General features: G+C 65.4%; 17 protein-coding genes. All 17 read left to right on the forward strand.

All coding sequences use genetic code 11. From position 1 onward, the window contains the following. The first annotated feature begins 9 nt into the window (after window positions 1-9). Complete coding sequence (locus CH339_RS06400) at window positions 10-1,095, forward strand: ABC transporter ATP-binding protein (RefSeq protein WP_111433506.1); 1,086 nt, start codon at window positions 10-12, stop codon at window positions 1,093-1,095. Between the two features lie 10 nt (window positions 1,096-1,105). Beyond that, a complete protein-coding gene (locus tag CH339_RS06405; RefSeq protein WP_111433507.1) occupies window positions 1,106-2,185 on the forward strand; it encodes an ABC transporter ATP-binding protein in 1,080 nt (359 codons plus the stop codon). Next, window positions 2,182-3,048 carry a carbohydrate ABC transporter permease gene (locus tag CH339_RS06410; RefSeq protein WP_111433508.1) on the forward strand — a complete coding sequence of 289 codons (867 nt, stop codon included), beginning with the start codon at window positions 2,182-2,184 and terminating at the stop codon, window positions 3,046-3,048. The genes CH339_RS06405 and CH339_RS06410 overlap by 4 nt, the downstream gene beginning before the upstream one ends. After that, window positions 3,045-3,845 (forward strand): carbohydrate ABC transporter permease, encoded by an 801-nt coding sequence (locus tag CH339_RS06415; protein WP_111433509.1) that lies wholly within the window; start codon window positions 3,045-3,047, stop codon window positions 3,843-3,845. The genes CH339_RS06410 and CH339_RS06415 overlap by 4 nt, the downstream gene beginning before the upstream one ends. 3 nt (window positions 3,846-3,848) lie before the next feature. After that, the gene (locus tag CH339_RS06420; protein WP_111433510.1) at window positions 3,849-4,130 is read left to right on the forward strand and encodes a DUF2160 domain-containing protein; all 282 of its coding nucleotides are present in this window, start codon (window positions 3,849-3,851) and stop codon (window positions 4,128-4,130) included. A 155-nt stretch (window positions 4,131-4,285) separates the two neighbouring features. Beyond that, on the forward strand, window positions 4,286-6,019 hold the full coding sequence (locus CH339_RS06425) for an ABC transporter substrate-binding protein (RefSeq protein WP_111433547.1): 1,734 nt from the start codon (window positions 4,286-4,288) through the stop codon (window positions 6,017-6,019). 112 nt (window positions 6,020-6,131) lie between these two features. Beyond that, entirely contained in the window at window positions 6,132-7,634 is a 1,503-nt protein-coding gene (glpK, locus tag CH339_RS06430; RefSeq protein ID WP_111433548.1) for a glycerol kinase GlpK, read from the forward strand. A 60-nt stretch (window positions 7,635-7,694) separates the two neighbouring features. Continuing rightward, window positions 7,695-8,981, forward strand: coding sequence for a (Fe-S)-binding protein (locus CH339_RS06435; RefSeq protein WP_201241076.1), 1,287 nt, complete (start codon window positions 7,695-7,697; stop codon window positions 8,979-8,981). A gap of 13 nt (window positions 8,982-8,994) precedes the next feature. Further along, on the forward strand, window positions 8,995-10,677 hold the full coding sequence (gene glpA / locus CH339_RS06440) for an anaerobic glycerol-3-phosphate dehydrogenase subunit A (protein ID WP_201241075.1): 1,683 nt from the start codon (window positions 8,995-8,997) through the stop codon (window positions 10,675-10,677). Beyond that, window positions 10,677-11,978: a glycerol-3-phosphate dehydrogenase subunit GlpB gene (gene glpB, locus CH339_RS06445; RefSeq protein ID WP_111433512.1), complete on the forward strand. Its 1,302-nt coding sequence runs from the start codon at window positions 10,677-10,679 to the stop codon at window positions 11,976-11,978. The genes glpA and glpB overlap by 1 nt, the downstream gene beginning before the upstream one ends. A gap of 63 nt (window positions 11,979-12,041) precedes the next feature. Then, window positions 12,042-14,813, forward strand: coding sequence for a cation-translocating P-type ATPase (locus tag CH339_RS06450; protein ID WP_111433513.1), 2,772 nt, complete (start codon window positions 12,042-12,044; stop codon window positions 14,811-14,813). A 134-nt stretch (window positions 14,814-14,947) separates the two neighbouring features. Next, window positions 14,948-15,376, forward strand: coding sequence for a universal stress protein (locus CH339_RS06455; RefSeq protein WP_111433514.1), 429 nt, complete (start codon window positions 14,948-14,950; stop codon window positions 15,374-15,376). A gap of 356 nt (window positions 15,377-15,732) precedes the next feature. Continuing rightward, window positions 15,733-18,153, forward strand: a complete 2,421-nt coding sequence (amt, locus tag CH339_RS24600) for an ammonium transporter (protein ID WP_170138425.1) — start codon at window positions 15,733-15,735, stop codon at window positions 18,151-18,153. Window positions 18,154-18,580: 427 nt separating this feature from the next. Continuing rightward, window positions 18,581-18,997 (forward strand): HutP family protein, encoded by a 417-nt coding sequence (locus CH339_RS06465; RefSeq protein ID WP_111433550.1) that lies wholly within the window; start codon window positions 18,581-18,583, stop codon window positions 18,995-18,997. Window positions 18,998-19,614: 617 nt separating this feature from the next. Beyond that, complete coding sequence (gene mdcB / locus CH339_RS06470; RefSeq protein WP_201241074.1) at window positions 19,615-20,565, forward strand: triphosphoribosyl-dephospho-CoA synthase MdcB; 951 nt, start codon at window positions 19,615-19,617, stop codon at window positions 20,563-20,565. A 138-nt stretch (window positions 20,566-20,703) separates the two neighbouring features. Beyond that, complete coding sequence (madB, locus tag CH339_RS06475) at window positions 20,704-21,912, forward strand: Na+-transporting malonate decarboxylase, carboxybiotin decarboxylase subunit (protein ID WP_111433516.1); 1,209 nt, start codon at window positions 20,704-20,706, stop codon at window positions 21,910-21,912. Between the two features lie 114 nt (window positions 21,913-22,026). Beyond that, window positions 22,027-22,785, forward strand: a complete 759-nt coding sequence (locus CH339_RS06480; RefSeq protein WP_201241073.1) for a biotin--[acetyl-CoA-carboxylase] ligase — start codon at window positions 22,027-22,029, stop codon at window positions 22,783-22,785. The last annotated feature ends 18 nt before the right edge of the window (window positions 22,786-22,803 follow it).

Here is a 22,803-nt window from a genome sequence, read left to right on the forward strand (position 1 = left end):
CCCCGGAGTATGCTTGAACTCAAAACCGTGGCGAAAGCCGTCGGCTCGGAGACCCATCTGAGCGACGTCTCGCTGCGCCTTGAAAACGGAACGCTGAACGTCCTTCTGGGACCGACGCTTTCCGGCAAGACCAGCCTGATGCGGATCATGGCCGGCCTCGACCGGCCGAGCTCCGGCGAGGTGTGGTTCAACGACAGGAACGTGACCGGCGTTGCCGTGCAGAAGCGCAACGTCGCCATGGTCTATCAGCAGTTCATCAACTACCCGGCCCTCAGCGTCTACGAGAACATCGCCTCGCCGCTGCGGATCGCGCGCACCGACGCCAAGGTCATCGACCGGGAGGTGCGCAAGGCGGCCGAGCTCCTCAAGCTGACGCCCTATCTCGACCGGGTGCCGCTCAACCTTTCCGGCGGCCAGCAGCAGCGCACGGCCATTGCCCGCGCCATCGTCAAGAATGCCGAACTCGTCCTCCTCGACGAGCCGCTTGCCAATCTCGACTACAAGCTGCGCGAGGAGCTGCGCGCCGAACTGCCGAAGATCTTCGCCGAATCCGGTGCCATCTTCGTCTATGCGACGACGGAGCCGTCCGAGGCCCTGCTTCTCGGCGGCAACACGGCGACGCTGTCGGAAGGCCGGGTCACCCAGTTCGGGCCGACCGTGGAGGTGTTCCGCAATCCGGTCGACCTGATCACGGCCCAGACCTTTTCCGATCCGCCGATGAACGTCATCGAGGTCCACAAGTCCGGGCCGATGTTCCACCGCGAGGGCACGGCGGACATCCCGGTGCCGGTGGCCTATCGGGGCATTGCCGACCGCGACTACACGGTCGGGTTCCGCCCGCACCACCTGTCGCTGAAAAAGGTCGACGAGACGAGCGTCGTCATCCGCGCCAGGGTCGAGGTCACCGAGATCACCGGTTCGGAGAGCTACGTCCATCTCGACTATGCCGGCGTCAACTGGGTGATGCTGACCGACGGCATCCACGACTTCGACGCCGGCGAGACCATCGAGGTGTTCCTCGATGCCCGCCACATCCTGGTGTTCGACGCCGAAGGGCAGGGCATCGCCACCGACGGCACGCGTCTGGCCGCGTAAAGGTACTTTGATGGCCCGGATCGACCTCGACCACATTCGCCATTCCTATTTGCCGCATCCCAAGCGCGAGGAGAACTTCGCGCTGAAGGAGGTGCACCATTCCTGGGAGGACGGCGGCGCCTATGCGCTGCTCGGCCCGTCGGGCTGCGGCAAGACCACCCTTCTCAACATCATCTCCGGCCTCCTGATCCCGACGGAGGGACGGATCCTCTTCGACGGCAAGGACGTGACGACGCTGGCGCCGGAGGCGCGCAACATCGCCCAGGTGTTCCAGTTCCCGGTCGTCTACGACACCATGTCGGTGTTCGACAATCTCGCGTTTCCCTTGCGCAATCGCGGCATGCGACCGGCCGAGGTGACCAAAAAGGTCACTGAGATCATGGAGATGCTCGAGCTTGCCGAGATGGCCAAGCGCAAGGCGAGCGGGCTCACCGCCGACATGAAGCAGAAGATTTCGCTCGGCCGGGGCCTCGTTCGCTCCGACGTCAACGCGATCCTGTTCGACGAGCCGCTGACGGTCATCGACCCGCACATGAAATGGCAGCTCCGCTCGCAACTGAAGCTCCTGCACGATCGCTTCGCGCACACCATGGTCTATGTCACCCACGACCAGACCGAGGCGCTGACCTTCGCCGACACCGTCGTCGTCATGTATGAGGGCGAGATCGTCCAGATCGGCACGCCGGAAGAGCTGTTCGAGCGGCCGCGCCACACCTTCGTCGGCTATTTCATCGGCTCGCCGGGCATGAACGTCATGCCGGTCAAGCTCGACGGCGCCTCGGCGCGGATCGGCGAACAGACGATCGCGCTGGCGGATGCTCCGTCGCCGAAGCCGGGCGCACGCACCGAACTCGGCATCAGGCCGGAATATGTCCGGCTCGGCACCGAGGGCATGCCCGTTTCCATCACCAAGGTGGAGGATGTCGGCCGCCGCAAGATCGTCCACGCCGCCCTCGACGGCTCCGACATTGCCGTCATCGTCGGCGAGCACGACCCGATCCCGGGCGATCCCCACATCAGTTTCGAGCCCGCCGGCATCAACATCTATGCCGACGACTGGGCGATCGTCAGCGGAGCCGCCCAGTCATGAACAAGACCTGGAACAATGGCGCCTGGTTCATGGTGCTGCCGGTGCTCCTGATCGTCGCGCTCAACGCCGTCGTGCCGCTGATGACGGTGGTCAACTACTCGGTCCAGGAGACCTTCGGCGACAACCTCTTCTTCTTCGAAGGCGCACGCTGGTTCCGCGACGTGCTGGCCTCGGAGCGGTTCCACGCCTCGCTCGGCCGGCAATTCGTCTTCACCGGCATCATCCTCGCGATCGAGATCCCGCTCGGGGTGGCGATCGCGCTCGCCATGCCGCGCGGCGGCATCTGGGCCTCCGTCTGCCTGGTGCTGATGGCTTTGCCGCTGCTGATCCCATGGAATGTTGTCGGGGCGATGTGGAATATCTTCGCGCTGCCCGACATCGGCCTCCTCGGCTACGGGCTCAACTGGCTCGGCTTCGACTACAACTTCACCCGCCAGCCGCTGTCGGCCTGGTTCACGGTGGTGCTGATGGATGTCTGGCACTGGACGTCGCTGGTGGTGCTGCTCGCCTATGCGGGCCTGCGTTCCATCGACGATTCCTACTACCAGGCGGCCCGCATCGACGGTGCCTCGCGCTGGGCCGTGTTCCGCTTCATCCAGTTGCCGAAGCTGAAGCACGTGCTGACCATCGCCTTCCTGTTGCGCTTCATGGATAGCTTCATGATCTACACCGAGCCGTTCGTGCTGACCGGCGGCGGGCCCGGCAACACCACCACCTTCCTGTCCATCGATCTCGTCAAGGCGGCCCTCGGCGAGTTCAATCTCGGCATCGCGGCGGCGATGAGCCTCATCTACTTCCTGATGACGCTGCTCGTCTGCTGGCTGTTCTACACGCTGATGATGCAGGGGAGCGAAAAGTCATGACCCGCCTGCGCTGGCTGATTCCGACCGTCTACATCCTGTTCCTGATGCTGCCGATCTACTGGCTGTTGATCATGTCGTTCAAGACGACCAACGAGATCCTCGGCGGCTTCAGTGCCTGGCCGCAGAATTTCACGGTCGAGAGCTATGTGGAGATCTTCACCGATCCGACCTGGTACAACGGCTACATCAACTCCATCACCTATGTCGCCATCAACACGGTGATCTCGGTTGCCTTCGCGCTGCCGGCGGCCTATGCCTTCTCGCGCTACCGGTTCCTCGGCGACAAGCACCTGTTCTTCTGGTTGCTGACCAACCGGATGGCGCCGCCGGCCGTCTTTGCGCTGCCGTTCCTGCAGCTCTATTCGGCGATGGGCCTGTTCGACACGCACCTTGCCGTGGCGCTCTCGCACTGCCTCTTCAACATCCCGCTCGCGGTGTGGATCCTGGAAGGCTTCATGTCGGGGGTGCCCAAGGAGATCGACGAGACCGCCTATATCGACGGCTACTCGTTCCCGCGCTTCTTTACCCGCATCTTCATGCCGCTGGTGGCCTCTGGCATCGGCGTCACCGCCTTCTTCTGCTTCATGTTCTCCTGGGTCGAACTGTTGCTCGCCAAGACGCTGACCTCGGTGGAAGCGAAGCCGATCGCGGCGGTGATGACGCGGACGGCCTCCACCTCCGGCTACGAGCTCGGGCTGCTCGCCGCCGCCGGTGTGCTGACCATCATTCCGGGCGCCATCGTCATCTGGTTCGTGCGCAATTACATCGCCAAGGGCTTTGCCCTGGGGAGGGTATAGACCATGGATCTTTCCTGGATGGCCTGGACCTGGCAGACGGCGACGTTCTTCGTCGTCATCGCCCTGTTGCTCGCCGGAATGCGGGTGTGGGAGTGGGCGCAGCCGGGCGGCGCGCCGCGCCACGGCGTGCTCGGACTCGACACCACGCGGGGCGACCGTCTGTTCATATCGCTTTTGAGTGCTGCATACATCCATCTCGGCTGGCTGGCGGCGACGGCCGCGCCGCTGTGGTGGGCAACCGTATTGTCGGTGGTGTTTGCCGCGGCGGTGTTCCGCTGGGTCTGACGCCACCGAATTGAGATCGACCCTGCGCCGAGGGCCCGACCGGGGCCCGGGCACAGGGGCGACACCGGCGAGGCGAACCGCGCTGCAAAAAGCCGGACGCCGTCTCGTTCGACATGAAGGCCCTGAAAGGGTCGAAACATCGATGGGAGGACTACATGCGATTGAAACTACTGGCGACAGTCGCCGTCATCGGGCTTATGTCCGGGGCCGCGCCGGCCTTTGCCGGCATGGCCGAGGCGGAAAAATGGATCAATGACGAATTCCAGCCATCCGTGCTCTCCAAGGACGAGCAGATGAAGGAGATGGAGTGGTTCGTCAAAGCCGCCGAGCCCTACTCCGGTATGGAAATCAACGTGCTGTCGGAAGGTGTGCCGACCCACGAATACGAATCCAAGGTGCTGACCAAGGCGTTCGAGGAGATCACCGGCATCAAGGTCAACCACCAGATCCTCGGCGAGGGCGAGGTGGTGCAGGCGGTTCAGACGCAGATGCAGACGAACCGCAATCTCTACGACGCCTATGTCAACGACTCCGACCTCATCGGCACCCATTCGCGCCTGCAACTCGCGGTCAACCTGACCGACTGGATGGCGGGCGAGGCCAAGGAGGTCACCAATCCGGGGCTCGACCTCGACGACTTCATGGGCATCAGCTTCACCACCGGCCCGGACGGCGACGTCTACCAGCTTCCGGACCAGCAGTTCGCCAATCTCTACTGGTTCCGCAAGGACTGGTTCGACCGGGAAGACCTGCAGAAGCAGTTCAAGGAGAAATACGGCTACGATCTCGGCGTGCCGGTCAACTGGTCGGCCTATGAGGACATCGCCGAATTCTTCTCCGAGGACGTCAAGGAGATCGACGGCGTCCGCATCTACGGCCACATGGACTACGGCAAGCGCGCGCCGGATCTCGGCTGGCGCATGACCGACGCCTGGCTGTCGATGGCCGGCACCGGCTCGCAGGGCGAACCGAACGGCCGCCCGATCGACGAGTGGGGCATCCGGATGGAGAAGGACTCCTGCAACCCGTCCGGCGCCTCGGTGTCGCGCGGCGGCGAGACCAACGGTCCGGCCTCCGTCTACGCCATCCGCAAGTGGGACGAATGGCTGCGCAAATACGCGCCTCCGGGTGCGGCCGACTACGACTTCTACCAGTCGCTGCCGGCGCTCAGCCAAGGCAACGTCGCCCAGCAGATCTTCTGGTACACCGCGTTCCTGGCCGACATGGTCAAGCCGAAGTCGGAGGGCAACAACACGGTGGACGACGAGGGCACGCCGCTGTGGCGCGCCGCGCCGAGCCCGCACGGGCCCTACTGGAAGGACGGCCAGAAGATCGGCTACCAGGACGTCGGTTCCTGGACGATCCTGAAGTCGACCCCGACCGACCGCGCCAAGGCGGCCTGGCTCTATGCCCAGTTCGTCGTCTCCAAAACCGTCGACGTCCGCAAGAGCCATGTGGGTCTGACCTTCATCCGCGACTCCTCGATCCGGCACGAGAGCTTCACCGAACGTGCGCCGAAGCTCGGCGGCGTCGTGGAGTTCTATCGTTCGCCGGACCGCGTTCGCTGGTCGCCGACGGGCATCAACGTGCCGGATTATCCGAAGCTGGCGCAGCTCTGGTGGCAGAACATCGGCGACGTCAACTCCGGCACCTTCACGCCGCAGGAAGCCATGGACCGTCTGGCCGAACAGATGGAACAGGTGATGGCGCGCATGCAGGCGGCCGACGAACGGGCCGAGGTCTATGGCGGTTGCGGCCCGCGCCTGAACGAGCCGAAGGATCCGTCCGAATGGCTCGGCAAGCCGGACGGCCCGAAGGCCAAGCTCGACAACGAGAAGCCGCAGGGCGAGACCATCGCCTATGACGACCTGATCAAGCGCTGGCAGTAAGCCCTGCTTGGTCTGATGTTCTGAGGCAATCGCCCGCCGGGACGGACATCGCCCCGGCGGGCATCCGAAGTCTGATATCATCGTTTTTGCATAGCGTTTGCCGGAGGAAGAGATGTCCGGGCATATCCTTGCCATCGACCAGGGCACGACCTCGTCGCGGGCGATGGTCTTTGACGGCGCCATGAAGGTTTCAGGCGTCAGCCAGCAGGAATTCAAGCAGCATTTCCCGGCCTCCGGCTGGGTCGAGCACGACGCGGACGAGATCTGGGACACCGTCGTCGCCACATCGCGCAAGGCGCTGGAGGCGGCCGGCATCACCGCCGCGGACGTTGCTGCGGTCGGCATCGCCAATCAGCGCGAGACCGTCGTCGTCTGGGATCGGGAGACCGGAAGGCCGCTCCACCGGGCCATCGTCTGGCAGGACCGGCGCACCTCCGAATTCTGCCAGGGTCTGCTGCAGCGCGATCTGGAGCCGACCTTTGCGAAGAAGACCGGGCTGCTGATCGATCCCTATTTTTCCGGCACCAAGCTTTCCTGGCTGCTCGAAAATGTCGACGGGCTTCGCGCCAAGGCCGAGGCGGGAACGGTCTGTTTCGGCACTGTAGACAGCTGGGTCATCTACAATCTCACCGGCGGCAAGGTGCATGCGACCGACGCCACCAACGCCTCGCGCACCCTGCTCTACAACATCGACGACAACGCCTGGGACGAGGAGCTTTGCGGCATTCTCGACGTGCCGATGGCGATGCTGCCGGAGGTGAAGAACTCCGCCGACGATTTCGGGGAGACGGTGCCGGAACTTTTCGGTGGCGCGATTCCGATCTTCGGCGTTGCCGGCGACCAACAGGCGGCGACCATCGGCAATGCCTGCTTTCAGCCCGGCATGCTGAAATCGACCTACGGCACGGGGTGCTTTGCGGTCCTCAACACCGGGTCGGAACGGGTCGCCTCGAAAAACCGCCTTCTCACCACCATCGGCTATCGCCTCGATGGCCAGACGACATACGCGCTGGAAGGCTCGATCTTCATTGCCGGCGCCGCCGTGCAGTGGTTGCGCGACAGCCTCGGCATCATCGCCGAAGCCGCGGCCTCCGGTCCGCTCGCCGAGCAGGCAAGCCCCAAGGAGGCGGTCTATCTGGTGCCGGCCTTTACCGGCCTCGGCGCACCGCACTGGGATGCCGATGCGCGCGGCGCCATGTTCGGCCTCACCCGCAATTCCGGGCCGGCGGAGTTCTCCCGCGCGGCGCTGGAATCCGTCGCCTTCCAGACCCTCGATCTGCTGGAGGCCATGAAGCGCGACTGGCAGGGCGCCTCGGGCGACACCGTGCTCAGGGTCGACGGCGGCATGGTCGCCTCCGACTGGACCATGCAGCGGCTCGCCGACATCCTGGCCGCCCCCGTCGATCGGCCGTCGATCCTTGAGACGACCGCTGTCGGCGCGGCCTGGCTCGCCGGCTTCAGGGCCGGCGTCTGGCCGGACGCGGAGGGGTTTGCGAAAGCCTGGGTCCGCGACCGGCGCTTCGAGCCGCAGATGGACGAGGACGAACGGCAGGTGCGGATCGCCGGCTGGCGCGATGCCGTCAGCCGGACGCTGACCAAACACCGCCACGCCTGAGGCGCGGCAGACCGGACCTGCCGCAAAAGGCCGGCCGGCAAACGACATAAGGAGGGACACGTGTCGGGTGCATCCGCGGCCGCAGCCATGCCCGTCATCGACTTCAAGGCGAAGGCCGACGAGCTTCTGCCCGACGGGGCAAGCTATGATTCCTGCCTTGCCTGCGGGCTCTGCTCGTCCGGCTGCCCGGCCTCGGGGCTTGAGGGCATGGACCCGCGGCGCTTCATCCGCATGGCGGTGCTCGGGCTCAACGAGGAGCTTTCCAACACCCCGTGGATCTGGACCTGCACCCAGTGCAAGCGCTGCGCCCATGTTTGCCCGATGAACATTGACGTCTCTGTGCTGGTCGGCCTTGCAAGGGGATTGTGGCCCCAGGAGAAAAAACCGAGCGGCATCGTGCGCTCCTGCGAGGCGCAGATGCGCTCCGACAGCACCAGCGCCATGGGCGTCATGCCGGAGGATTTCGTGGAGATCGTCGAGGAGACGCTGGAGGAGATCCGCGCCTCCGATCCGCGCTTCGCCGACCTTCAGGCGCCCGTCGACAAGGAGGGCGCGCATTTCTTTATCAACCAGAATTCCCGCGAGCCGGCGGTGGAGCCCGAAGAGATGGGCCCGCTCTGGAAGGTCCTAGATTACGTCGGTGCCGACTGGACCTATTCGTCGTCCGGCTGGGCGGCGGAGAATTTCTGCATGTTCACCGGCGACGACAACGCCTGGCGGGCGATGGTGGAAAAGCGGGTCGACGCCATCAACCGGCTCGGCTGCAAGGTCTGGATCAACACCGAATGCGGCCATTCCTTCTACACGCTCTGGAAGGGCGTCGAACGCTTCGGCCTCACCGCCAATTTCGAGCCGGCGAGCCTCGTCACCTATTACGCAAAGTGGATCCGGGAGGGAAAGCTTCCGGTCAACTCCGACTGGAACACCAGGGGCCTCAAATTCACGTTGCAGGATCCCTGCCAGCTCATCCGCAAATCGATCGGCGATCCGGCGGCCGACGATCTGCGTTTCGTCGTCAGGACGCTGGTCGGCGAAGACAACTTCATCGACATGCAGCCCAACCGCAACGCCAACTATTGCTGCGGCGGTGGCGGCGGTTTCCTGCAGGCCGGCATGAACGAGCAGCGCCGTGCTTATGGGAAGCGCAAATACGACCAGATTATCGCGACCGATGCGTCCTACGTCATGACGCCCTGCCACAACTGCCATTCGCAGATGGAGGACCTCGGCCATCACTATGGCGGGTCATACCACGTGGTCCATTTCTGGACCCTGATCTGCCTGTCGCTGGGCCTTCTTGCCGACACAGAGCGGAAGTATCTCGGCCCGGAACTGCAAGACATTTAGCCGGTAAAATATCATGCCCCCGTCCGATCCCCATTCCGCCATCTCCCGGCCGCCGCGCAGAACGCGGACGCTGGAAACCGAGGTGCTTGTCATTGGCGGCGGGGTCACCGGCACCGGCATCATGCGCGACCTGGCGCTGCGCGGTATCTCCTCGATCCTGGTCGACAAGCGCGACCTCAATGCGGGTGCGTCCGGCGGCAATCACGGGCTCCTCCACAGCGGCGGGCGCTACGCCGCGAACGATACGGAAACGGCGCGCGAGTGCATGGCGGAAGGCGATATCCTGAAGCGCATCGCGCCGGAATGCATCGACGCATGCGGCGGTCTCTTCGTTGCCGTGGAGGGCGACGACCCGGAATTCGCCGAAAGGTTTGCCGGCTATTGTTCGGCTGCCGGCATCCCGTCGGAGACGCTGACGCCGGCCGAGGCGCGGGAGCTGGAACCGGCGCTGTCGGAAAAAATCTTTGCCGCCTATACGGTGCCCGATGCGACCATCGATCCGTTCCGGATCACGCTGGAACAGGTCAACCAGGCGCGCGATGCTGCCGGCAGCCGCTTCCTGCCGCACAGCGAGGTGATCGGCTTTGCCCTGCGCGACGGGACGATCCTCGGCGCCTCCTGCCGCGACAACCGGACGGGCGAGATGTTCGTTATCCGCGCCCGGCAATATGTCAACGCGGCAGGCGCCTGGGCGATGGAGATCGCGCGGCTCGCCGGTTGCGACAGCGTGCGCCTGCTCTATGCAAAGGGGACCCTTGTCATCTCCAATTCCCGGATGGCAAAGCGCGTCATCAACCGCCTGAGACTTCCCGGCGACGGCGACATCCTTGTGCCCGGTGGCACGGTCTCCATGCTGGGCACGACGTCGGACAAGGTGACGGAACTGGAAAACCTGCGCCCGACCGTCGATGAGGTCGACCGCAATCTGGCCGAGGGCATCGCCATGGTGCCCGCCTTGGCAAGCGCGCGGTTCATCCGCGCCTTTTCCGGCGTGCGGCCGCTCCTGATGGCGGCCGATAGCGGTATCGACGGGCGCAAGGCCAGCCGCGGCTTTGCGCTCTTCGACCATAAGGACGAGGGGCTTTCCAATTTCGCGACCGTCACCGGGGGCAAGCTCACCACGTTCAGGCTGATGGCGGAAAAGACCTCGGACCTCGTCGCTTCCCGGCTCGGCAACACCGCGCCCTGCCGCACGGCGGAGGAGCGGCTGCCGATTGGCGACGCGCTCAGGTGGACGACGCCGGGCTTTGCCGCGCGCTACTGGTTCTCCCGCAAGGACCCGGCCGATGCCATCCTTTGCGAATGCGAGATGGTGCCGCGCTCGGCCGTCGATTCCATCGTCGCCGAGGCGCCCGGCGCGGAGGACGAGATGACGCTTCGCGCGATCGCGGTCCGCAGCCGGGTCGGCAAGGGCTCCTGCCAGGGCTCGTTCTGCGGCATCCGGGTTTCGTCCTATCTCTACGACCGCGGCATCTACACATCGCCGGCCGGGCTCGGCCACATGCGCGACTTCTTTGCCGAGCGCTACAAGGGCATCCTGCCGGTGCTCTGGGGCAAGGAGCTGCCCCAGGCCGAACTCGCCGAGACGCTCCATTGCGGGCTGATGGGTCTCGACGTCGCCGTGCCGGCGGCAGCGGCCGACAGCGAGACCGGCGACGAGACGGACAGCGAGACCGGCGACGGGGCAGGTCAGTGATGGAATTTTCCCAGAACCGCTCCTATTCGACACGACTCGCCGTCATCGGATCGGGCCTTGCCGGCTTTTCCGCCAGCATCTTTGCCCTCGACCGGGGGATCATCCCCTACCAGATCGGCAATACGGGCCCGCTCGCCTACACCACCGGCTATTTCGACCTCCTCGGCTATCTCGATGGAGCAGCGCTCGCCGATCCCTGGGCGGGCATCGCGCGGCTCCGCGCCGAGGCGCCGGAGCACCCGCTCGCCCGCATTGCCGACACCGCCATTCGAGCGGCCTTTTCCCGCTTCTGTGGCGCCGTGACGGAGATGGGGCTGTCCTACACCGTGTCGGGCGGCAAAAACCTCAACGCGCTGCTGCCGGCCGGGTTGTCGAAGCCGACGCTTTCCGTGCCGGCGACCATGATTTCCGGCGTCGAGGCGCTTGCCGCGCGCGAGCCGGCGCTGATCGTCGACTTCCTCGGCCTGCCGGGCTTCAGCGCCCGGGAGTTCGCCGCCAATTTCAAGGCCATGTGGCCGACCCTCAAATTCGCCCGGCTCGGCTTTCCGGAGATGGAGACCGGCGCCGAGGTCTATCCGGAAGTGATGGCGCGGGCGCTGGAAGTGCCCGCCCACCGCGAGGCGCTGGCCGAGCGCATTCGCGGCGCCGTCCGTGAGGCCGGCGAGGTCGCCTTCGTCGGCCTTCCCGCGATCCTCGGCGTCCATGCCCCCGACAGGGTGCACAAGGACATGGAGCGGCTCGTCAGCCTGCCGATCTTCGAGATCCCGACCATGCCGCCGGCCGTGCCCGGGCTCCGGCTCAGGGAGCTCTTCGAACAGGCTCTGCCGGAGCGCGGGCTGGTGCTCGCGCCGCACCGCAAGGTGGAGCGCCTCGAGCTTCGCGGTGACAGCGCGATCCTCCATTTCACCGACAATTTCGGGGAAGTGACGGTCAAGGCCGAAGCGGTGATCCTTGCCACCGGCCGGTTCCTCTCCGGCGGGCTCGCGGCGGAGCGGGATGGCATTCGCGAGACCCTCCTCGACCTTCCCGTGGAGCAGCCGGAGACGCGGGCCGACTGGTACCGCGAGGACTATTTCGATCCGCGCGGCCACGCCATCAACCGCGCCGGGCTCCTCGTCGACGATGCGTTCCGGGTGCTCGGGCGGGACGGCCGACCCGTCAGCCCCCGGCTCTTTGCGGCCGGCGCCGTGCTTGCCCGCCAGGACTGGGTGCGCCAGCGCTGCGGCGCCGGCATCGCTCTCGCCACCGCCTTTCGCGCCGTCGAAGAGGCCGCCGCGCTGCTGCAGGAGCGTGTCGGGTAGACGCGGCAGCATCGTCGCAGCCCCCTTGTGAGCCATCCCGCCGAGCGCCATCCTCAAGGGGCCATGACCGCGCTCCAAGCTTCGGCCGACAGTGCTGAAAACGATCATCCGCCGACGCCGGAAACGGTCGCCGGCCACCCATGGCACCTGCTGCCGCGCCATGAGGTGCTGGAGCTTTTGCAGACGCGCAGCTCCGGCCTCGACCCCAGCGAGGTGGCGGCGCGGCGCGCGGCCTTCGGCGCCAATGCCCTGCCGCGGAAAGGACGCACGCCGCTCCTCGTCGTCTATCTGCGCCAGTTCAAGAACCCGCTGATCTACCTGCTCCTGGCGGCCACCGTCGTTTCTGTCGCGGTCGCCGAATGGGCCGATGCGATCTTCATCTTCGTCGTCATCCAGATGAATGCCGTGATCGGCGGGGTGCAGGAGGCGCGGGCCGAGGCGAGCGCCGATGCCCTCAGCCATCTGGTCCAGAACGTCGCCGAGGTGGTGCGCGGCGGCCGGCGGGTGCGCGTCGATGCCGCCGATCTCGTCCCCGGCGACATCGTGCGGCTGGAGTCGGGCACCTCGGTGCCGGCGGATTTGCGCATCCTGTCGCTCACCGAACTCAGCGTCGATGAATCCCTCCTCACCGGCGAATCGACGCCGGTCGACAAGACGCCGGAGGCGATGGCGCGGGACAGCGCGCCGCTCGGCGACCGGCGCAACATGCTGTTTGCCGGCGCCACAGTCCTTTCCGGCCGGGTCACCGGCGTCGTTACGGCGACGGGGATGGAAACGGAAATCGGCCGCATCGCCGCGGCGCTGGAAGCCGGCGACATGCCGCCACCGCCGCTGGTCGCGGGCCTCAAGCGCTTCGGCGACGTCATCGGCATCGCGACGCTCGTCCTCATCGTCCTCATCGGCACCGTGCAGTTCCTGCAAGGCCTGCCGCTGGTCACCGTCTTTCTCGTTGCCGTCGCCCTTGCCGTCGCCGCGATCCCGGAGGGCCTGCCGGTCGCCATCACCATTGCGCTGGCGATCGCCACCGGGCGGATGGCGAAGCGCAACGTCATCGTGCGCGCGCTGCCCGCCGTCGAGGGTCTCGGCTCCTGCACCCTGATCGCCAGCGACAAGACCGGGACGCTGACCTGCAATGAGCTGACCGTGAAACGGGTGCAGCTCTTTGCGGACGGTGCGCCGGGACCGGTGCTGCGCATCGGCGGCGAAGGGTTTTCGCTCGATGGCGACGTCGACGTCGTGGACGAAGCGCGCGCGCCGGACGAGGAGGAGTCTGCGGGGCTTGCAGCCCTTGCCGCCGGCGGCGCGCTCTGCAATGAGGCAAGCCTCAGCATCGAGGCCGGCAAGACGGAGGTCGTCGGCGACACGGTCGACGTCGCCTTCCTGGTACTCGGCGAAAAGCTCGGCCTCTGCCGGAAGGACCTCGCGGCGGAACGGCCGGAGATGACGCTGATCCCCTATGAGCCGCAGCAGCGCTACGGCGCGGTGTTCACCAACGAACCCGGGAGCGGAGAGGCCATCGTCCACGTCAAGGGTGCCGCGGAAGTGGTGCTTGCCATGTGCGCCGGCGTCGATGCGGATGCCGCGCTTGCGGCGGCCGACCGGATGGCGGCCAATGGCTACCGGGTGCTTGCCGTTGCCGGCGGCCAGGTGCCGGCCGAAGACGCGACGCGCGGCGGTCGTTCGGCGCTTCGGGGGCTGACTTTTCTCGGCCTCGTCGGGCTCATCGATCCGGTGCGCCCGGAGGTGCCGGCGGCGGTCGCCGCCTGCCGGGACGCTGGCATCGATGTGTGCATGATCACCGGCGATCATCCGGCAACGGCGCTGGCGATCGCCAGGGACCTCGGCATCGCCGCCGAGGCGGGGGAAGTGATCACCGGCCAACGGCTCGCCGAATGCGGGGACGACGGCGACGGGTTCGACGCGCTGGTCAACCGGACGCGGGTGTTCGCCCGCATCGAGCCGGTGCAGAAACTTGCCATCGTCAAGGCGCTGCAGCGCGGCGGCCACGTCGTGGCGGTCAGCGGCGACGGGGTCAACGACGCACCGGCGCTGTCGGCCGGCGATATCGGCGTTGCCATGGGCCGCGGCGGCACGGATGCCGCGCGCGAGGCGTCCGACCTCGTCCTTGCCGACGACAATTTCGCCTCGATCGTCGCCGGCGTCGAAGAAGGCCGCATCGCCTACGACAATGTGCGCAAGCTGGTGTTCCTGCTGATCACCACCGGGCTCGGCGAGATCGTGCTGTTCCTCTTTGCCATCCTTGCCGGCCTGCCGCCGCCGCTGTTTGCCGTCCAGCTCCTCTGGCTCAACCTCGTCACCAACGGCATCCAGGACGTGGCGCTGGCCTTCGAACGCGGCGAGCCGGGCGTGTTGAAACGCAAGCCGCGGCCGCCGGGCGAGCGGCTGTTCGAAAAGCGGATGATCACCCAGGTCGCCGTCTCCGGCGTCGTCATGGGCGGCATCGCCTTCGGCTTCTATGCCTTCCTCATGTCCCGGGGCGTCGGCGACTTCGAGGCGCGCAATCTTCTGCTCCTCCTGATGGTGCTCTTTGAAAACGTCCACGCCCTCAACGCGCGTTCCGAGACCCGCTCCATCCTCAGCGTGCCTTTTTCGGCCAATCCGTTCCTGATCCTGGCGATCCTCGGGGCGCAGGGGCTCCATATCGCCGCCATGCATCTGCCGGTCCTTGCCGACGTCCTGCAGGTGGCGCCGATCTCCTGGGAGAACTGGGCGCTGGTGGCGTTGCTCGCCGTCTCCCTGGTCGTCGTTGTGGAGGTCCTGAAGCTCATCCGCCGCCTTGGCGAAAGGCGCGCCCGCTTCCACATGTCCCATTGAACACGGCGCCCGCCGAGCACAGGTCAATTCCGGAGGCCGGCCAGGCTGCCTGTCCCCCGGTATTCGCGGGGCAATGATTGGCAAGAGCGTCCCGGCGCGGCAAACTGGCCCCCGCAGAACAAGGGGAGATAACGATGACAAAGACAATCCTCATTCCCGTCGACATTTCACAGATCGATGCCGCAAAGGCAGCGCTGCGTTTTGCCCGCCAGACGCTCAATCTCGGCGAGGCCCATTGCGTGCTCCTCAACGTGATGCCGCAGATCCCGGCCTACATCACCGCCGAACTGCCCGGCGAACTGGTCGGCCAGACGCGCGACGACACGGCGAATTCCCTGTCCTCGCTCGCCATGGGCGAGGGGCTGCGGGACTTCAAGACGGTGGTGCGTGACGGCCATGCCGGCCGCGAGATCCTCGACGTGGCATCGAAATTGAAACCCGACCTGATCCTGATGTCGTCGCACGATCCGGGGCTCGCCGACTACTTCCTCGGCTCCGTCGCCGCCTATGTGGTCCGGCACGCCCACACCTCCGTCCTGATCGTGCGCGAGCCGGCGAAATAGGGCGGCCTGCAAGCCCCACTCGGAAGCATCGCCGGATTTCAGCACGGTTTCGGAAAGCTTGGCCCCGGCCGCGTGCCCGCGGTCGGAATGCGGTCGTGCGTCGCTTGCGTGGGTTTCTCGGCTACGGGCAGGTCGCGCGCCCGGCACGTTTATCGAAATCCGAGTTATTCGAACGACTTAGGGATTCGGCGACGCAGTGCGTCGGCCGCGCGCTGTGGCCGGCGGGCGATGCGGTAAAAATATACCGGGAATAATAGTACGATAATCGAACAGTCCCGGAACCATTTGTAAACCATTCCCCGCGAAATCATTACTTCGGTCCAATACCTTCCTTGATCCTTTTCCCGGTGCGACCGATGCGGATTTTTCTCAGTGCAGTCTCATTCCTGCTGCTTGCGGGCAGTGACGTTCTGGCCGCGGAGACGGATAGCCTGGCCGAAAAGGTGGCGGCGCTGGAAGCCGCTCTGCAAGTCCAGCAGACCAATGCCAACCATGTCTGGACACTGACGGCGGCGGCGCTGGTGCTCCTCATGCAGATCGGGTTCCTGTTCCTGGAAGCCGGCATGGTGCGGTCCAAGAACGCCATCAACGTCGCCCAGAAGAACGTTACCGACTTCTTCCTTTCCGTCGCCCTGTTCTATCTGATCGGCTTTTCCGTGATGTTCGGGCCGTCCATCGGCTTCGTCGGCATGCCGACCACGGTCGCCTTCTTCGAGGGGCTGGACGCCTGGACCTACACCTTCTTCGTGTTCCAGGCCGTCTTTGTCGGCACCGCGGCGACGATCGTCTCCGGCGCGGTCGCGGAACGGATGAAGTTTTCCGGCTACCTGGCAATGACCGGCGTCGTGGCGCTGGTCATTTATCCGGTGTTCGGCCATTGGGCCTGGGGCAACCTTCTCGTCACCGAAAACACGCCGTGGCTCGCAGCGGCCGGCTTCATCGATTTCGCCGGCTCCACCGTCGTCCATTCGGTCGGCGGCTGGACCGGCCTTGCCGGCATCATCGTGCTGGGTGCCCGCCTCGGCCGGTTCGACGAGGATGGCAAACCGCGCACCATCCACGGCCATTCCATGGTGCTGACCGCATCGGGCGCTCTGATCCTGCTGGTCGGCTGGATCGGCTTCAATGGCGGCTCGACGACGGCGGCCTCGGCCGATATCGCGCGCATCGTCGCCAACACCGTGATCGCGGCGGCGACCGGCGGCGTCGTCGGCCTGATGCTCGGGCGCCTGCATGACGGCAACTACATTCCGGCGCGCTCCATCAACGGCATGCTCGCCGGGCTGGTCGGCATCACCGCCGGCTGCGCCGTGGTCGATGCCCATGGCGCCATGGCGATCGGTGCGCTCACCGCGGTGCTGGTGCTTCTGGCGGAGGAGGCCATCTTGCGCATCCTGAAGCTGGACGACGTCGTCGGCGCGGTCGCGGTGCACGGCGTCGGCGGCGCGCTGTTCGCTGCCGTCTTCGCGCTCGACGCCTATCTCGTTCCGGGCGGGCGGATGGCGCAGATCGTGGTGCAGCTCGAAGGCATTGCTGCCTGTTTCGCCTGGTCCTTCACCTTCGCCTTTCTGGCGTTCAAGGCCGTCGACATGACGATGGGCCTCAGGGTTTCCGCGGAGGAGGAAATCCAGGGGCTGAACGCGGCCGAACACGGCGCCAGCCTCGGCACGGGCGCGCTGCAGGAAGTGCTGCACAAGATGACCCGCGTCGACCGCGACCTGACCCACCGGCTCGACGACACCACCGGTGACGAGACCGCGGAGATCGCCCAGATCCTCAACCCGTTCCTCGACGAGATCCAGGTGCTGGTCGCCGACATTTCCCGCCAGGCGAATGCCGTGACGGAAACCTCCCGGTCGCTGGCCGGGGTCTCGCACGGCTTCGTCGACGGTGCGGAAAAATTCACCGACGGCACCACCTCCATGTCGGACCAGTCGACGGCGCTCGCCGGCCGCACCACCAATGTGGTGGCGATCACCGAGGAGATGCGGGTGGAGTCCGGGCGGGTCGCCAGCGCGACGCGGGCGATGTCGGACGACATCCGCGCCGTTGCGGCGACCATCGGCGCGCTTGCCGGGTCGGTGCGGGAAATCTCCGGCTCGGCCGGCGAGGCGCGCGAGGTCGCGGCCAAGGCCAACACCCTTGCCGACAGCGCCCAGACCACCATGAACAGCCTCGTGGAGATGTCGAGCCAGATCGAGGAGATGGTCACGCTGATCGATGCCGTTTCCTCGCAGACCAACCTGCTTGCCCTCAACGCCACCATCGAGGCGGCGCGGGCGGGCGAGGCGGGCCGCGGCTTTGCCATCGTCGCCAGCGAGGTCAAGGCACTCGCCAACCAGACCCAGGCGGCGACGGAAGAGATCCGCTCGCGCGTCGAGACGATGCGGTCCGGCTCCGACCGGGCGCGGCTTTCCATCGACGAAGTGCGCGAGATCATCGAGGTGATGAACGCGACCATGGGCACGATCGCCGATGCGGCGCGCTCCCATGTCGACGAGGCCGGCGAGGCGGCCCGGCGCACCGAGGACGTGACCGGCCAGGTCAACGCGGTGCTCGGCGGCGTCGAGGGCATCGTCGCCAATGTCGGGCGCATCGCCGAATTCGCCCATGACGTCTCCGACAGCGCGGAGCGGTCGACGGAACACGCCCGACTGCTGCAGAGCGAAGCCACCGCCAGCCTCGGCGGTGCCCGGTCCGTCAAGACGGCCGCGGAAGATCTCGGCGGCGTCGCGGCGCGGCTGAAGACGGCCGTGGAAGCCTACAAGGTGGGGTGATCCTGCCCTCCGGAGGCGGCGGGACCGTATTCCTGCAAGGCGCGAGCCGGCTTTCGCCGTCGCAAGCCCCTGGCTGGGTGAGAAGACGCATCAACGCAACCGGTTTGTGTGCTTCCGGTGATTCAACGATCGCTAGAGCGTTGCATGCGATTACGGAATTGCCCGAAGCGCTCTAACCTTTTGTTTTGACGCGTATTCTTGTCCGAAAACCGGCCTCCGCTTTTCGGGAATACGCCGCAGGAAGGCGCCGGTCCCATGGCCGGCCACGATTCCCGTTTTTCGCGTACAGACCTGGCGCCCTCGACGAAAGTTGAATCATTTCCTTGTCTATGGCCAAGGGTCGGACTATTTTGGCGCCGCCTTTGGGGGACGGGCATACAAAAACCAAGACAAAGGCGAGGGAGGGTACCAGGAAAGAGCATGCAAAATGGATATCAACCCTGACCGCATAGGTAAAGTGGCGATCATGGCTGCAATCAGTAGTCGTGAAGAAGAAGATCTATTCAAGGATTACATATACCAGAACACCCACCTGCGGATCGGCGTCACGTTCGTCAGCGGGATTCGGACCGACGTCGTCAAGAGCTTCATCAAATCGCTGGTTGCCTGCGCCCTGCAGAGCAAGGTTATTCGCCATCGCTCCAACGAGATCCACGGCGTCATCCACGCCGGCCTGGAATGTCTCAGCGGCGTCAGCTCCCACGTGGCTGCGGAATCCAGCATGAAGCTCAAGATCGCCATGGTCAGCGACGGCCGCTGGATCGCGATCGCGGCCCATGGCGAGTCGGCCTTCCACCCGGAGACCAACCACGAGCGGATGGGCTTCGGGGTGATGCACCTGTAGGTCGGTGCTACACCGCACGCGCACAGCCGCCGAGCGATGCCCGATGCGGCCTCAAATCCGTTGATACCGCACAGGAAACACACGCCCGAACCGGAAACCGCGCGTGCCGATGCCGGCGGCGGGGAGTCATGTCCTTTTTTGCCCTGGAAACGGGTTTGGCGGAAACTCCCCGATGCAATCGGTTTCATTCCCCCTCGTTATTTATGAAGTATGCATATATTGGTTCAAGTGATTGGAATCTAAGGATTAGATGCGAGCGCCTGGGGTGGATTGACGCATCGCAATGTCTGCTCTGGACTGCTGCGAAACTCTGTACTACTAATGTCGCATCGCTTCGGGGTTGACCGCCTTGGAAATGCCACCGCAGCGATACTGAGCTCTGCTTGCAGGGCGTGTGATCTAGTGAGGGACGATGATCGTCGGATCCTCCTGACGACGTGGTCCTACAAACCCTCGACACCACGTGATTCAGTGCTTTCGTGCTGGTGAACCCATGACGGTCTTTCCGACCGGCCCGTGCCTTTGCGCACGACCGTCTGGAAGCTCCGCCGTGGCGCGGCGCTGCGACTACAGCGCTCCGCCATCATTGGTTCGGGCATCAACCCATGAATCACGCTGTGCGGCATATCGGTCTGGACCAGACCTGCGATGTATGGCCTGAATCGGCCGCCTGGTTCATCGGTAGCGCGTTTCTCACCGGAACTCTCCTCGAACTCTCCACGCATCCCAAGCCGGGTCTCGTGACGCCGCGTTCCAACGGCGCCCACCGGGACATGAACCTGCAGACCTTCATGGTCTCGTCGGCGGCGATCGCGCCCTGCCTCTATCAGTGCGCGCAAGCCGGGCTGGCCCATTTCGGTGCCGAACAGGCGCTGCTTCCCGTCATCCGCGGGATCGGGTCACGCTACGAGGCGCGTCTGTTGGCGGCGACGAACGGGATCAATACCCAGCGTGGACTGTTGTTCTCGGCCGGCATCCTGTCGGGTGTGGCCGGGCTGGTGATGCGCGATCGGCCGCTTTCAAACGCGGAAGAGTTGTTCGAACTGACGGCGGCAATGACCAAGGGGCTTTGCCAACGCGAACTCGGAATGCTGGGCGACCAGGAGCCGAAGACGGCCGGCGAGAAACTCTATCGCCAGTACGGTGTCCTCGGCATCCGCGGCGAGGTCGAAGCGGGCTTTCCAACTGTCCGCGCCGCCGGCCTTCCGGCGCTGCGATCGGCCCGGGAACGGGCTGCATCCCTGCCGACCCTGCTCCTCCACACATTGATTTCGCTGATGTCGACGACCGAAGACACAACCGTCCTGTGGCGCGGTGGCCTTTCGGCACTCGACTTCGTCCGGGATGCGGCGCGCCGCATCCTCGATCTCGGCGGGGCGATGAGTGACGAGGGCATGGCCGCGATCGCCGCGCTCGATGCCGAATGCATCGCCCGCAACATCAGCCCCGGCGGATCTGCCGATCTGCTGGCCATCACCGTCGGCGTCGATGCCCTCCTCGGCGGGCATCTGCCGTCACCGATTGCCGTCGATACCCTCCACACGCCCGACGGCGCTCCAGCCCCTTGAGGTCGACATGAACATCATAGTCTACGCAGGGTTAGCGTATCTGATTACTGCAGCGATCGCGTTCCTTGTTATCGCGGTCATCGTCGGAATCTCCAAATTCCTCTCCAAACCTTCCGACGCATGACGGGATGAACCAAGATGTTTGAACAACTCTTCAGTATCTTTCCCGGCATCGGGACCCTCTTCATCCAGGATCCGATCATCGCGATCGCCCGGATCGCCTTCATCGGCCTCGGCTTCTGCCTTGCCTATCTCGGCTTCAAGCGCACGCTGGAACCGCTGATCATGGTCCCGATGGGCCTTGGCATGATGGCGGTGAACGCCGGCGTCATGGTGCTCGAGGCCGGCAAGATCGGCACCCTGGTCATCGCGCCGATGGTGTCGGAGCCCTCCGCGCTCATCGACATCATGCAGATCAACTTCCTGCAGCCGATCTACAACTTCACCTTCGTCAACTCGCTGGTCGCGTGCCTGTTGTTCATGGGCATCGGCACGATGGCGGACATCTCCTTCATCCTGGCGCGGCCCTGGGCCTCGATCACCGTCGCGGTGTGCGCCGAGCTCGGCACCTTCGTGACGCTGGTGATCGGCTACTACATGGGCCTGACCCCGCCGCAGGCGGCCGCGGTCGGCACGATCGGCGGCGCCGATGGTCCAATGGTCCTGTTCGGCTCGCTGATCATGGCCAAGGAGCTGTTCGTCCCGATCTCGATCATCGCCTACCTCTACCTGTCGCTGACCTATGCCGGCTATCCCTACATCGTGCGCTGGCTGATCAAGGAAGAGTATCGCGGCATCGAGGTCGACTTCGACTTCCCGGACGTGCCGCTGAAGGCGAAGTTCATCTTCACCTGCGTCGCCGCCGGCCTCCTGTGCCTGCTGCTGCCGGTCGCCACGCCGCTGATCCTGTCCTTCTTCCTCGGCGTCGCCATCAAGGAAGCGGAGATCGAGCCCTACCAGAAGCTGCTTGAGCACACCATCACCTACGGCTCGACCCTGTTCCTCGGTCTGGTCCTTGGCGTCTTGTGCGAAGCCGGCACCCTGCTCGACCCGCGCGTCGGCCTGCTCGTCGTCCTCGGCATCACGGCGCTCGCCGTCTCCGCCCTCGGCGGCATCGGCGGCGGCTGGCTGGTGTGGTGGGTGTCGAAAGGCAACTACAACCCGGTGATCGGCATTGCCGGCGTCTCCTGCATGCCCTCCACCGCAAAAATCGCGCAACGCGAGGCGTTCGCCGCCAGCCCCTACGCGATGATCATGCCCCTGGCGATGGGCGCCTCGATCTGTGGCGTCATCGTCTCCGCGATCGCCGTCGGCGTCTTCGCCTCGACGATCGGCCTCGTGCAGTAGAGCTCCCCAGGTAGAAGGCCCGCACCGATGTCTTCCTCCCATCCCGTGCCGGAATGCCGTCGCTCCCTCCCCCGCCTCTCTAGGCTCGAACGGCAGGACGGTCGGATCGGTCGCGTGGTCTTCTACCTGCCGGAGGTCGACTCCACGAACCGCCTCCTGGCCAATCTGGCCGGGAGGCGGGCGGAGGCCGGAACGGTGGTCGTCGCCGACCACCAGACGGCCGGCCGCGGCAAGGAGGAGCGGGTCTGGTACTCGGCTCCCGGAACCGGCCTCAGCCTGTCGGTCCTCTTACGTCCCCGCGTTTCTATCGAATGTATGTCGCAGGCAACTCTGATGATCTCCGTCGCCGTCGCCGATGCCATCGAAGCCGCCTCCGGCGTTGCCGCCGAGATCAAGTGGCCGAACGACATCATGGCCGGCGGACGCAAGCTCTGCGGCATTCTCTGCGAACTGGTGACGACGCCGGACGGCGACGTCGACCACATCATCGCCGGCATCGGCATCAATGTCAGCCAGACGCCGGACCAGTTTCCCGACGGCTTGCGCTCCATCGCGACCTCGATCGAGGCCGAAGCGAAGCGCGCCGTCGACCGCCAGACAGTCCTGTCCCTTCTGCTCGATCGGCTCGAGCACCGTCTCGCTCAGTGGGAGCGCGATGGGTTCCAGCCGATCCGGCGGGACTGGATCCGCCGCTCGTGCACGCTCGGGCGCCCGATCATCGTGACGACGCCGCAGGAACGGCGCTCCGGCACGGCGATTGCGCTCGGCGATGACGGCAGCCTTAGCATTCGCACCGAAGAGGGAAGCATTCACAACTACATATTTGGCGAGACGTGTTCTTCGTCGGTCGCTGCCGAGAAGACGCGAAACTGAAAGTAAAGAACAGCCCGT

The organism is Rhodobium orientis (assembly GCF_003258835.1).
GTDB classification, from domain to species: Bacteria; Pseudomonadota; Alphaproteobacteria; order Rhizobiales; family Rhodobiaceae; genus Rhodobium; species Rhodobium orientis.